This is a genomic window from Mesorhizobium sp. M0960 (assembly GCF_040319055.1).
GTDB lineage: Bacteria > Pseudomonadota > Alphaproteobacteria > Rhizobiales > Rhizobiaceae > Mesorhizobium.
Genome location: NZ_JAMYNN010000004.1, coordinates 18,350 through 30,701 on the forward strand (window position 1 = coordinate 18,350; position 12,352 = coordinate 30,701).

Annotated in this window: 15 protein-coding genes and 2 pseudogenes; 14 read left to right on the forward strand and 3 right to left on the reverse strand. The window is 63.2% G+C overall.

What is annotated here, in order from left to right:
- Positions 1-48 precede the first annotated feature (48 nt).
- The gene (locus NKH63_RS10750; RefSeq protein ID WP_352482862.1) at positions 49-450 is read left to right on the forward strand and encodes a DUF1801 domain-containing protein; all 402 of its coding nucleotides are present in this window, start codon (positions 49-51) and stop codon (positions 448-450) included.
- Here the strand turns inward: NKH63_RS10750 and NKH63_RS10755 are convergent.
- Positions 451-1,665: pseudogene (locus tag NKH63_RS10755) on the reverse strand (dihydrodipicolinate synthase family protein). It abuts the gene before it with no gap.
- Between NKH63_RS10755 and NKH63_RS10760 the strand changes: the two are divergent.
- The 7 genes and pseudogenes from NKH63_RS10760 to NKH63_RS10790 all read left to right on the forward strand — a co-directional run bounded on the left by NKH63_RS10760 (position 1,625) and on the right by NKH63_RS10790 (position 7,375).
- Positions 1,625-2,722: a Gfo/Idh/MocA family protein gene (locus NKH63_RS10760; RefSeq protein ID WP_352792012.1), complete on the forward strand. Its 1,098-nt coding sequence runs from the start codon at positions 1,625-1,627 to the stop codon at positions 2,720-2,722. The pseudogene NKH63_RS10755 and the gene NKH63_RS10760 overlap by 41 nt on opposite strands.
- An 11-nt stretch (positions 2,723-2,733) precedes the next feature.
- Positions 2,734-3,393 (forward strand): ThuA domain-containing protein, encoded by a 660-nt coding sequence (locus tag NKH63_RS10765; protein ID WP_352816952.1) that lies wholly within the window; start codon positions 2,734-2,736, stop codon positions 3,391-3,393.
- 157 nt (positions 3,394-3,550) lie between these two features.
- On the forward strand, positions 3,551-4,750 hold the full coding sequence (gene uxuA, locus NKH63_RS10770) for a mannonate dehydratase (RefSeq protein WP_352816956.1): 1,200 nt from the start codon (positions 3,551-3,553) through the stop codon (positions 4,748-4,750).
- On the forward strand, positions 4,747-5,661 hold the full coding sequence (locus tag NKH63_RS10775; RefSeq protein ID WP_352917846.1) for a PfkB family carbohydrate kinase: 915 nt from the start codon (positions 4,747-4,749) through the stop codon (positions 5,659-5,661). Before uxuA ends, NKH63_RS10775 begins: the two co-directional genes overlap by 4 nt.
- 98 nt (positions 5,662-5,759) lie before the next feature.
- Positions 5,760-6,542, forward strand: a complete 783-nt coding sequence (locus tag NKH63_RS10780) for an SDR family NAD(P)-dependent oxidoreductase (protein ID WP_352493892.1) — start codon at positions 5,760-5,762, stop codon at positions 6,540-6,542.
- A gap of 88 nt (positions 6,543-6,630) precedes the next feature.
- Positions 6,631-6,858, forward strand: a pseudogene (locus tag NKH63_RS10785) (GntR family transcriptional regulator); the annotation flags it as partial.
- Positions 6,859-6,973: 115 nt separating this feature from the next.
- The gene (locus tag NKH63_RS10790; protein ID WP_352917918.1) at positions 6,974-7,375 is read left to right on the forward strand and encodes an FCD domain-containing protein; all 402 of its coding nucleotides are present in this window, start codon (positions 6,974-6,976) and stop codon (positions 7,373-7,375) included.
- Positions 7,376-7,557: 182 nt separating this feature from the next.
- On the opposite strand, the gene NKH63_RS10795 is transcribed toward NKH63_RS10790, so the two are convergent.
- Positions 7,558-7,686 (reverse strand): hypothetical protein, encoded by a 129-nt coding sequence (locus NKH63_RS10795; protein WP_280940403.1) that lies wholly within the window; start codon positions 7,684-7,686, stop codon positions 7,558-7,560.
- Between the two features lie 6 nt (positions 7,687-7,692).
- Positions 7,693-7,905: a DUF2934 domain-containing protein gene (locus tag NKH63_RS10800; RefSeq protein WP_352917847.1), complete on the reverse strand. Its 213-nt coding sequence runs from the start codon at positions 7,903-7,905 to the stop codon at positions 7,693-7,695.
- A 227-nt stretch (positions 7,906-8,132) separates the two neighbouring features.
- On the opposite strand from NKH63_RS10800, the gene NKH63_RS10805 reads away from it, so the two are divergent.
- From NKH63_RS10805 to NKH63_RS10830, 6 genes are read left to right on the forward strand one after another with little or no spacing between them, the layout of a single operon-like run.
- A complete protein-coding gene (locus NKH63_RS10805; RefSeq protein ID WP_352917848.1) occupies positions 8,133-8,522 on the forward strand; it encodes a hypothetical protein in 390 nt (129 codons plus the stop codon).
- On the forward strand, positions 8,519-9,739 hold the full coding sequence (locus tag NKH63_RS10810) for an NRAMP family divalent metal transporter (RefSeq protein WP_352493895.1): 1,221 nt from the start codon (positions 8,519-8,521) through the stop codon (positions 9,737-9,739). Before NKH63_RS10805 ends, NKH63_RS10810 begins: the two co-directional genes overlap by 4 nt.
- Positions 9,739-10,101, forward strand: coding sequence for a hypothetical protein (locus tag NKH63_RS10815; RefSeq protein WP_352493896.1), 363 nt, complete (start codon positions 9,739-9,741; stop codon positions 10,099-10,101). Before NKH63_RS10810 ends, NKH63_RS10815 begins: the two co-directional genes overlap by 1 nt.
- Entirely contained in the window at positions 10,101-10,439 is a 339-nt protein-coding gene (locus NKH63_RS10820) for a hypothetical protein (RefSeq protein WP_352917849.1), read from the forward strand. Before NKH63_RS10815 ends, NKH63_RS10820 begins: the two co-directional genes overlap by 1 nt.
- A 24-nt stretch (positions 10,440-10,463) precedes the next feature.
- A complete protein-coding gene (locus NKH63_RS10825; RefSeq protein WP_352917850.1) occupies positions 10,464-11,762 on the forward strand; it encodes an SDR family oxidoreductase in 1,299 nt (432 codons plus the stop codon).
- On the forward strand, positions 11,762-12,235 hold the full coding sequence (locus tag NKH63_RS10830) for a DUF2269 family protein (protein WP_352493899.1): 474 nt from the start codon (positions 11,762-11,764) through the stop codon (positions 12,233-12,235). Before NKH63_RS10825 ends, NKH63_RS10830 begins: the two co-directional genes overlap by 1 nt.
- Positions 12,236-12,352 lie beyond the last annotated feature (117 nt).

Here is a 12,352-nt window from a genome sequence, read left to right on the forward strand (position 1 = left end):
CGGTATTCATGTGACGGGCGAGCGGCAACAACCCTAGGGAAAGCGACAATGACGATGAAGAGTGGCTCGATGGAAGGAAATGCAGGCAACTCTCCCTCTCAGCTGATAGATGCGAGGATCAGCGAGCTGGGCGATTGGCGAGGCCAGACGCTTTCGCATGTCCGCGCTCTCGTCAAGCAGGCCGACCCGGAAGTGGTCGAGGAGTGGAAGTGGCGAGGCGTTCCGGTGTGGTCGCACGCCGGAATAATCTGCACTGGCGAGACCTACAAGAACGTCGTGAAAGTGACCTTCGCAAAGGGCGCCTCGCTGCAGGACCCTTCAGGCCTGTTCAACTCCAGCCTCGAAGGCAACACCAGGCGCGCCATCGATATCCGTGAGGGCGAGGCTATAAATGAGAATGCGTTCAAGGCGCTGATACGCGCTGCTGCCGCCCTGAACGCTGCCCGATAGTCAGCTCCGGCCGATATGGTCGGCTAGCGGGCCGAGAGCGGCGAGCAAAGCTTCGCCGCTGGTCTGCGTTGCATTCTCGTGCGGCGCGCGCAGGTTCAGCCAGCGCCTGTCGCCCGATCGTGCTGACAGGACCGCCTTCATCGCAGCGATGAGGCCGGCATCCTGGATGATTTTGCGGAACGCCTTGATGCCGGCCTCCGCGTCAGTAATGTCCTCTCCCGCCAGCGTTGCGTCATAGAGGGCCCGGATCGCTGCCGCATTCAGATTGACCGTCGCCGAGATGCACCCCGCAGCACCGTTGGCGAGGCCTTTCGTCAGCTGTGCTTCCGAGCTCGGAAACACCGCGACCTTTGGGGCTGCCGCAATGACCGCCGCGGTGTTGTTCCAGTCACCGGCACTGTCCTTGTAGGCCACCACGACATCGGGAAACGCTTCGCTCAGCCGGGCGGTCAGCGCCGGGCTCACCGGTACGCCGGAATTCTGCGGGATGTGGTAGAGGATCATCCTCATCGCCGGGTTCGCCACCCGTTCGATCAGCTCGCTGTAGTAGCGGGCCTGTCCGTTGTCGCCGGCGGCCGTATAGAAGAACGACGGCAGCACCATCACCCCGGCACAGCCGAGACCGACCGCATGCGCCGTCAGCTCGACGGTTTAGGCAAGTGCTGTGACACCGGTGCCGGGCATCAGATGGCTTGGCGAAATGCCGGCCTCGACCAGCCACTCCAGCGCTTGCATGCGCTCGCGCAACGAGACGGACAACGCCTCGCCCGTGGTACCGAACGGCGACAGGAAATGCGCTCCCTGATCCAGCACCCACTTGGCGTGTGATATCCAGAGGTCGCGGGCAATGCGGCCGTCGTTTTCGAACGGCGTCAGGATCGGTGCGATGGTTCCTTGTGGGCGGATCATGTGCGTCCTTCTACCGGTGAAAATCGGTGCAGTGCTCAACGCCGGCATCAAGAATGTCGAGCAAGCTACATGAAGCAGTGTTGCTGAGTACCGGGCGTTCGACCTCGAAAGCAAGCGGCTCGCGCATAGGCGCGCGATTGTGATCGGGCCGCGGTTCTGAGGCTCTCGAGGTAAATCCTTTTCACGGGACAACATCGCCTGGCCGAAAAGGGGGTGACAAAGGAGTTCTGCTGTTTCATCAATGCCGCCTTTTGAGGAGAAGCCCATGCGGAGGATCGGTGTCGGCATCATTGGCTGCGGCAACATTTCAGACGCCTATCTGAAGGCGTCGCCACAATTCCCGGTGCTCGACATTGTCGGCGTCACCGACATCAACCGGACGGCAGCTGAGGCCAAGGCAGCGGCCTACGGCCTGGCTGCCATGCCGATCGAGGCGCTGTTAGCCGATCCCCGCGTCGAGATCGTGCTCAACCTGACCACGCCGCAGCATCACGTGCCGGTCGGTTTGCAGGCTGTCGGGCAAGGCAAGCACGTCTACTCCGAGAAGCCGCTAGCAACGACGCTCAGCGACGCGGAGCGGCTCGTCGCGGCCGCACGCGAAAAGGGCGTGCGTATCGGCTGCGCACCCGACACCTTTCTTGGCGGCTCCCACCAGACGGCGCGGCGGCTGGTCGATGAGGACACCGTTGGAAGCATTGTCGCCGGCTCTGCCTTCATGCAGGTGCCCGGCCACGAGCTCTGGCATCCCAATCCAGATTTCTACTATCAGCCCGGCGGTGGGCCGATGCTCGACATGGGACCTTACTATCTGACCTGCCTGGTCAATCTCCTAGGCCCGGTAAAGTCGGTGACCGGGCAGGCGAAGTCATCCTATGCCACTCGTACCATCGGTTCTGGACCGCGCCAGGGCGAAACCATCCAGGTCGAGGTGCCGACCCATATTTCCGGCCTGCTCGCATTCGAGAACGGGGCGGCGGTTTCGATCACCACCAGCTTCGACGTCTGGAAGCATGAACACAATCACATCGAACTCTACGGAACCACGGGCTCGATGATCGTCTCCGATCCTAATCAGTTCCAGGGCGACATCAGGACCAGCCAGCGCAAGGGCGACTGGAAGGTGGCCGATCAGATCCATTCCTATGGCGACGGCAATTACCGGGGCCTCGGCCTTGCCGACATGGCGCAGGCGATCGTCTCCGGCAGGCAACACCGCGCCAGTCTCGAGCTTTCCCTTCATGTCCTGGAAATCATGGAATCGATCATCTCTTCAGCAGAGATAGGGCAGCGTATCGACCTCAGATATGGCTGCGCCCGGCCGGCGCCGATGCGCGCCGACCTGCCTTTCGGAATTCTGGAATAGGGAATAATGCGATGAGCAAGACGGCATTGATTTTCTGGGGCGGCTGGGAAGGTCACACCCCGGCCCGAAGCGCCGAAATCGTCAAGGAGATGCTGGCCGGCAACGGCTTCGACGTGCAGCTGGAACAGGGGACTTCGGCGCTTGCCGATCCGCAGTTGGGCAAGCTCGATCTCATTGTCCCGGTGATCACCATGTCGACGATCGAAAAGCCGGAGCTGCAAAACCTGACCAGCGCCGTCGGGGCCGGCACCGGCCTTGCGGGCTTTCACGGCACGATGTGCGACAGCTTCCGCAACGAGCCGGAATACCAGTTCATGACCGGCGGCCAGTGGGTCGCCCATCCCGGCAACATCATCGACTATCACGTCGATATCACCAGGCCAGACGATCCGATCGTGCAAGGCATCGATAGTTTCGCCTACCGTTCTGAGCAGTATTACATGCATGTCGATCCGACCAACGCGGTGCTGGCGACAACGACGTTTACCGGCGAGCATCTCGACTTCATCGCCGGCGTCGTCATGCCGGTCGTCTGGAAGCGCCGCTACGGCAAGGGCCGCGTCTTCTATAGCGCGCTCGGCCACACCGCCGATGAGTTCGCCGTGCCGCAAATGCGCACGATGTTCGAACGCGGCGCGATTTGGGCCAGCCGAAACTCGGACCTTGCGTAGCCGTTCGATCTGAACGCCAGGTGTCGTTGCAGTCTTTTCAAGGAGCAAAGCCGCCCCCGACGGTATCTCGCAGGGTCCCCGAACTGCAATCGATTGACTGCCATGGTAGCATCCAATACACCACCGGTCATCGGGGAATTCCGCAGTTGGGGGTCGAATGGAGCAGACGTGGCGATGGTTTGGCCCGGGCGATGCGGCAACGCTTGCCCATGCCAGGCAGGCCGGCGCGACCGGCATCGTGACGGCACTGCACGACATCCCTTACGGCGAAGTCTGGCCGATCGACGCCATCAGGCACCGCCAGGCGCTGATCGAGGCGGATCCGGCGATGGGCCTGAAATGGAGCGTCGTCGAGAGCGTCCCCGTGCACGAAGACATCAAGCTCGGCCGCGGCGATCTTGACCGGCTCTACGACAATTTCAGGCAGACCTTGCGCAATCTCGGCGCCTGCGGCGTGCGCACGGTCTGCTACAACTTCATGCTGATCCTCGACTGGACCCGCACAGACCTGGCTGCGCCGCTGCCGGGCGGCGGACGGGCGCTCCGCATGAACATGCACGAGCTTGCCGCATTCGATTGCTACATGCTGCAGCGCAAGGGATCGGAGCGCGACTATGCGTCCGATGTTCTCCAGCGGGCAAGCGAATGGTTCGAGACGACGCCGGACACGGCAAAAGAGCGTCTGCTCGCCAACATCATGGCCGGGCTGCCGGGCGCCTTCAAGCGCTACGACATAGCGGAATTGCGCGAAGTGGTGGCCGAGCAGTCGAGCCTGTCGCATGAGCGGCTGCGCGAGAACCTCGTCCGTTTTCTCGAAAACGTGTTGCCGGCCGCCGAAGAGGCGGGCGTCACGCTGGCGATCCACCCGGACGACCCGCCGCGCGATCTCGTCGGCCTGTGCCGGATCGTCAAGAACGCCGACGACATCGCCCTTATCCTGGACGCGGTGCCATCGGCCCATAGCGGCCTCACCTTGTGCACGGGGTCGCTGGGCGCCAACCCGGCCAATGACCTGCCCGCCATCGCCAGGCGCTTTGCGCACAAGATAAACTTCGTGCATCTCCGCAACGTCAGCAAGGACCCGGACGGCTCGTTCATGGAATCGGAGCATCTGAGCGGCGATGTCGACATGGTCTCGGTGGTCTCGATCTTGCTCGACGAGCAGCAACGCCGCCGCGACGCCGGCGAACCGGCGGCGCTGCTGCCGTTTCGCCCGGATCATGGCCACGAGCTGATCGATGACGCCGCGCGGCACACCCATCCCGGCTACCCCGTGATCGGCCGTCTTCGCGGCCTTGCCGAACTGAGAGGCGTGATGACGGCGATTGCCCATCAGCGCGGCTACCGGCTGCAATGACGGCGCCCCGCCTGCTTTGTGTCGGCGCGCTCACCTACGACACGATCTTGCGCCTCGATGTCCTGCCCTCCGGCGCCGGCAAGTTCCTGCCAAGCGAGGCCGTGCAGATCGCGGCCGGCATGGCGGCCAGCGCCGCCGCGTCGGCCAGCCGCCAGGGCGGACAGGTCTGGCTATGGGCAAGCGTCGGCGACGATGCCGTCGGCCGCGATGTCATTGGCCAGATGGAGGCGGAGCGGGTCGACTGTTCGCTGGTGCGCAGGGTCGAGGGCGGCCGCTCGGCCATTGCTACGATCCTGGTCGACGCCGCCGGCGAACGTATGATCGTGCCCTTCTACGATGCCGTCACGCAAGCCGATCCGGACCGCCTTCCACCCGCGGATTTTTGCCAGTTCGACGCCGTGCTGGTCGATGTCCGCTGGCCCGGAGCCGCCGCCCTGGCGCTGGCGAAAGCTCGTGAATACGGCATTCCGGCGGTCCTTGACGCAGATGTCGCGTCGCGACCGGTGCTCGACCGGCTGCTGCCGATCGCCTCGCATGTCGTTGCTTCGCTGCCGGCGGCACGCATCCTTTGCGGTCCGGAGATATCCGCCGGTTCTGCCGTTGCTATCCTCGGCGAACGGACCGGCGCCTTCGTGGCCGTCACCGATGGGGCGAACGGCACCGCGTTCCAGCACCCGGGTGGCAATGATGTCCGTCACCTGCCGTCGCCGCGGGTCGAAGCCGTCGACACCCTGGCGGCAGGCGACGTGTTTCACGGCACCTTCGCCCTCGGTCTGGCCGAAGGTTGGGACGAAGAGCGGGCCATAGCAGTGGCCAGCGCCGCCGCCGCCCTGAAATGCCTGCGCTTTGGCGGACGTGTTGGCGCACCGACGCGCGCGGAAACGCTGGCTTTCATGCAAGGATCGGCATGATGCCGGACACGCTTGGGCCGGCTCCGCGGAAAAGAGCGCGTCAAATTGCGCCGATCGACTACCATGGTAATCGATCGGCAACTGTTCTTGGAGGATAAATGGCTGAATTCAGAAAACGCGCACTGGTCACCGGGGCAGCCATGGGCATCGGCCGTGCTGTCGCCGAAAGGCTGGCCGAGCAAGGCGTCGACCTTATCCTGTTCGACCGGGCGGGCGATCAGCTGGATGAGGTCGCGGCGCAGCTTTCGGCGCGCGGCGTGACCGTGCGCACCGTGCTTGGCTCAACCGCCGACACAGAAGCCTGCGGCCGCGCCGTCGAGCTTGCCCGGTCCGTGTTCGGCGGGCTCGACATGCTCTCCCACAATGCCGGCATCCAGCGTTACGGAACAGTGGAGACTACGGACGAGGCGCTTTGGGACGAGGTGATGAACGTCAACCTCAAGGCTGCCTACCTGTTGTCGCGTGCGGCGATGCCGCTGCTGCGCCAAAGCCGCGGTGCCATCGTCCATATGAGCTCGGTGCAGGGCCTGGCCAGCCAGGAAGGGGTTCTGGCCTACAGCACGGCCAAGCACGGCCTGATCGGCCTCGTCAAATCGATGGCCGTCGACTACGCGCCCCTCGGCGTGCGCGTCAATGCCGTCGCTCCGGGCGCCGTCGACACGCCGATGCTGCGGGATGCGGTCAAGCTCAACGACAACCCCGACGAGATACTGCGCATCCTCGACAACATGCATCCGCTCGGCCGTACCGCCCAGCCGCAAGAGATTGCCGCAGTCGTTGCCTTCCTGCTGTCCGACGATGCCTCCTTCGTCACTGGCGAGGTCGTGCGCGTCGATGGCGGGCTGCTGGCGCGCATCGGCGGTTCTCCGCGCACGGAGTAACGCCGGGCTGCTGCTTGCGCAGGCATTTCATGAACGGCTTGAAACTGCAGAGCCTTTAAGGGGATTGCCGATGGCAGGGCTTTTGGGAATGCGGACCATCACCGAGGGGCGGTTGGGCGAATCCGGCCCCGGCGCGTCGGTCGCGGCGAGGACGTTCGAGGTTCTGCTCGACCAGATCCTGACCTTCCGCCTGAAGCCGCATGAAGGGATCTCGGAAAAGGCGATGTCGGAAGCCCTTGGGGTGAGCCGCACGCCGGTCAGGGAGGCGCTCGCCCGGCTGGCCGGTCTTGGCCTGATCGACATCTATCCGCAGCGCGGCAGCATGGTGGCGCCGCTCCGTATTGCCAATCTCGAGAAGTCGCAGTTCCTGCGCGAATCGCTCGAAGTCGGCCTGATCAAGCGCGCCGTCGAGAGCCCCGCACCGTGCCGACCTGCTTGCCATGCTCAAAGGCGAACTGGCGGTCCAGGAGACGTTCGCCTCCATCGCGGACGACAGGCGCTTCTTCAAGTCGGACGAGCTGTTCCACCAGCATATCGCCAGTCATGCCGGGTTTCCCGGAATCTGGGCCGACATCAGCGCGGCGAAGCTGCACATGGACCGGTTCCGCTTCCTGTCTTTTCCGCGCCTCGACAGCATGTCGGTGGTCCTCGGTCAGCATCGGCGGATTGTCGATGCGCTCGAGCAGGCCGACGCGCTTGCGGCGGAAGAAGCAATGCGAATGCATCTTCGCCACATCTTCGAGGTGCTCGAAATCGTCCAGCAGCGCTATCCCTATTATTTCGAGGCAAACGGCAGCGTGAGCCCGCCGTCAGCCGGCTCAATCCAAGCCTGAGCCTTTCTTGCGCGCTTCCGAAGGCGTCTTGGTCTTGCTGCCGGATTTGTCGGAAGCTGGCTCGGCTTTGCGATTTTGACCCTCGCCGCCTTGCTCCTTGCGGAGCTGCTTTTCCACTGTCGATCGCGATCCTTCGGCAGGGTCCTGTTCAGGATGAGTATCGGTTCCCGCCATGTCAGCTCCTATCCATTCTGATCTATTGCATGCGGCGTGGGCTGAGCTCCGCCACTGGTTCTGTCGCGTCCGATCATCAGCCAGGCGGCGAACAGCACGACCAGTACGACCACGATCCAGGCGACGAGACGAGGCATTGGACCTCACTTCCCCCGCCGCTTGCTGCCGCGCGCCTCTGGATTGGAGCCGGCCTCGACCGTTGGATCGGGCACGACCGGACCGCGTTCGGCCTCGGAACCCTCAGCTTCGATCTCCTGCACGGCCTGATCCCAATGCTCGCGCTCGCGTCCTTGCGGACGGCCTTCGCGCTCCCAGATCTCATTGGCTCGCTGCCTGATACGCTGTTCCCTGTCCATGGCCTTTGCCTCCTCATCACCTAATCCGGCGATCGCTGGTTTGTTCCGCGCTGCCAGCGCCGTTCATCCGGTTCAGTTGACGTGATTACCGGGCGCTCTAGATCAAACTTCACGCCGAAGTCGCTTGGTGCGGGGAGAACAATCGTGTGGCAGCAACGCTACAAGCACGTGTTGTAAATGCCGTTACAGCCGTCGGTCTTCGACCAGACCGCCTGTGCTTGCTGCTGATGATATCTGTACTGACGGCATGCACGTCTTCCGACCAGGTCGAGCAGCAGTCGAAAATCGCGGCTTCCGCCACACAGACCGCATCACTGGTCCTGGAGGCTTGGGTCGCTGGGGCAGCCCCTTCGAAATACACGTCGCGCACGTTGCAATCGGTCGGCAAGGCGCTCGCCGATGCCGGTGCGCAAATCCAGTCCGCCAAGTCGCCTGAGCCCAGCGAGCAAGCCGGTCTGACGACGGCGGTCGGACAGCTTTCGGCGGCGGTAACACGCGCAGCGACCGCAGTGCAGAACGGCAACCGTTCGGACGTGGAACACGCGCAACAGGATCTGCGGGCCGCCGCCGCCGATCTGAGCGCGTCCTACGCCAGATATTTCGCGTCGAAATCATGAAGAAGCTACTCGAAATATCGCTCGGCGTCGTCACCAGCGTTGGCGGCTTTCTCGAGGTCGGATCGATGGCGACCGCAGCTCAGGCCGGCGCGGCGTTCAGGTTCCAGCTGATATGGGCCGTCGTCCTGGGCACGATCTGCATCATCTTCCTGGTCGAAATGGCCGGACGCTTCGCCGCCGTTAGCCATCACACCATCGTCGACGGGATCCGGGAACGGTTTGGCTTCAACGCCTTTCTGTGGCCGCTGCTTGCGACTTTGCTGGTCAACTTCCTGGTCATGGCAGCCGAAATCGGCGGTGTTGCCATTGCGCTCGAGCTCGCCACCGGCATCGGCTTTCAGTGGTGGGCGCTGCCGGTCGCTTTTCTGGCATGGCTGTTCCTTTGGAAAGGCACGTTCGGATTCATCGAAAAAGGTGTCGCGGTCCTCGGGCTGGTCACGCTGTGCTTCGTGGTTGGCGCCGTCATGCTGAAGCCCGATTGGGGGCAGGTTGCGGCCGGTGCCGTGCCCACTCTGCCCGAGCACGACGCGGCCAATTACTGGTTCATGGCGGTCAGCATTCTTGGTGCATCGATCTCGCCCTATTTGTTCATGTTCTATTCGTCGGGAGCGATCGAGGACCAATGGGACAAGAGCTATCTCGGAGCCAATCGGGCCATTGCCGGCTTGGGCATGTGTTTTGGCGGCACAATCGCTATCGGTGTGTTGATCGTGGCAGCACTGGTGCTGGCAGCGCACGGCATTGAGCAGATCGACGACTACCACCAACTGCCGCTGATGCTGATTCCGATCTTCGGTTTCTGGGGGTTCGTCCTATTCGTTGCTTCACTAGGCATAGCTTGCTTCGGTGCCGCGCTCGAAATCGGGCTGCAGCAAGCGTACCTTGTGGCGCAGGGCTTCGGCTGGACCTGGGGCGAGGACCTGAAACCGCGCGACGATCCCGGCTTCAGCACCGTCTATACGATCTCGTTGTTTCTCGCCGCCATTCCGATCGCATTGGGTCTCGATCCGCTGAAGCTCACCATCTTTTCCATGGCTCTGACGGCCGCCAGCCTGCCGCTGACCGTGGTTCCGTTCCTCTTCCTGCTGAACGACGAGCGTTATGTCGGCGAGCACCGCAATGGGCTGATCGCGAATGCAGCGGTCATCTTCATCATAGCGCTCGGTTTCGTGCTCGCAGTCGTGACTATTCCTTTACAGATATTCGGAGGCACTTGATGGATTTGCTGCGCGACATCCTGGACAAGCAAGTGGTCGACCGCGAGCAGGTCAAGATCGGCAAGGTGGACGGGCTGGTGGCCGAACTCGGGCCAGGCAAGCCGCCAAAAATTATTGCGGTCGAGCTCGGTTCGATCACGCTGGCGCGCCGGCTTGGCCAGCGGCCCGGGCGCTGGATGGCGCGGCTTGCGGCAAGGCTCGGCGGCAGGCGCCATGCCGAGCCGCACCGCATCGCATGGAACAAGGTGCGCGACATCGGCGTCGACATCGAGTTCGATATCGACGTCCGCGAAACGGCGATTTTCGACTGGCAGGACTGGCTGCGCGATCATGTCATTGGGCGTATCCCGGGAGCTGGATGATGGCCACCGTCAATCTTGAGCAATTGGCTGGCAGGAATGTGCTTTCGCAGCGCGGCAAAAGCATCGGCCATATCGAGGAGATACGCGCCGAACCGGATGGCGATGACCTCGTGGTTACCGAGTACCATGTCGGCATCTACGCAGCATTCGAGCGCCTGTCCGCTTCTGCCATCGGCACAGCGGTCCTCGACGTCTTTCGAATGCGCAGTCGCGACAGCATGTACCGCATTCCCTGGGACAAGCTCGACATCTCCGACCCGGCGCGGCCGCGGTTGTTATACACGAAGGAAGAACTTTCCGCTATGAAGGGGAGTATCGAGGGCGATAAGCGGGAATGAACGATACTGTCCCGCCGTCGGAGAATGGGGTCCAGTGTGAAAGTTCTGGTTGCCGGCGCCACCGGCCTGATCGGTGCCTCGGTCGTCGCACGCCTTCTTTCCGAAGGGCATGAGGTGATCGGCTTGGTCCGCAGCCCCGGCGCAAACCGGGCCGGCAATTATCAGTTGCTGGTGCTGGACATCGCGGTGGCGCTGCAGCCCGAAGACTGGTTGCCGCATCTCACGGGCATCGACGCCGTCGTCAATTGTGCCGGCGTTCTGCAGGACAGCCCCCGTGAAAAGACGCGGGAAGTCCATCGCGATGCGGCGGCAGCACTCTTCCTCGCCTGTGCGAGGGTAGGGGTTGCTCGGGTGATCCACTTCTCGGCGATAGGCGTCGATCGGGCGCAGCCTTCGACGTTCTCGGCGACGAAACTGGCCGGCGACCAAGCGCTAATGGCGCTTGATCTGAACTGGGTGATCCTGCGCCCGTCCGTGGTGCTCGGGCGGCCGGTGTTTGGAGCCAGCGCATTGTTTCGGGGTCTCGCCTCGCTGCCGGTGCTGCCGTCCATGCCCGGCACCGGCCGGCTCCAGGTGGTACAACTCGACGACGTGGTCTCAACCGTCGTCTTCCTTCTCGCTCCCGCCAGTCCGTCTCGCGTCGTGCTGGAACTTGCCGGTCCCGAACAGCTGACCCTGGACGAGGTCGTCGGCAGCTATCGCCGATGGCTCGGCTGGGCCCCAGCGGCCACGTTTGTGCTTCCGGAACCGCTTGCGAGCCTCCTCTACCGCCTCGGCGACTTTGCCGCGATGTTCGGCTGGCGCCCACCAATGCGCACCAACGCGGCCAGGGAGATCGCCCGAGGGGCGGTTGGAGATCCCTCCAACTGGACCGCCTTGACCGGCATACGGCCGCAAACCCTGGCGGGTTTCCTCGCGCTCAATCCGGCAACGGTGCAGGAAAAATGGTTTGCCCGCCTGTATTTCATCAAGCCTGCGATCTTCGTCGTCCTGCCCTTCTTCTGGATCGTGACGGGTGTTGTGTCGCTGACCACCGGCTATAACCGTGGCATCGATCTGATGCAAAGCACTGGGGCTGGCATCTTGTCGGCACCTACCGTGATCGTCGGCGCTCTGGCCGACATCGCCATCGGCGCGCTCATAGCTTGGCGGTCGACGACGCGAAAAGGCCTCTATGGCGGCATCGCGCTCTCGCTCCTCTACTTGGCCGTCGGAAGTTTCCTGCGCCCGGAGCTGTGGAACGAACCGCTTGGGCCGTTCCTCAAAGTGTTGCCGATTCTGGTGCTGCACTTTGTGGCGTTGGCAGTGCTGGAGGAGCGTTGATGCTCTATTTCCTGCTGAAATTTCTGCATGTCATCGGCGCAGCCGTGCTGCTTGGCACCGGCGCCGGCATCGCTTTCTTCATGCTGCTCGCCCACAGGACGGGCAATACGTCAACGGTTGCGGCGGTGGCGCGCATGGTCGTCGTAGCCGACTTTCTTTTCACAGCGACGGCCGTCGTCGCGCAGCCGCTGACGGGCGCCGCGCTCGCCTGGCAGGCAGGCTACTCGCTGTCGGAAGGTTGGATCGTGCTTTCGATCACGCTCTATATCTTCACCGGAATGTTCTGGCTCCCGGTCGTCTGGATGCAGATGGAGATGCGCAAGCTGGCCTCGCAAGCCGCCGCTGCAGGCGCGCCGTTGCCGCCACGGTATCATCGGCTCTTCTGGCTGTGGTTCGCCTTCGGCTTCCCCGCCTTCGCTGCCGTACTCGGAATTTTCTGGCTGATGATCGCGCGGCCTGCGATTGAGTGGTAGGTCGCAGGCAGGTCCCACTGCGATAATGCCCAGTCAAAGCACTGCGGAAAAATTCCCGGCCCATGCAGCGCGAATATCTGCCGGAACGGACCTGCGTCTCGACCTGTAAGTCGCACC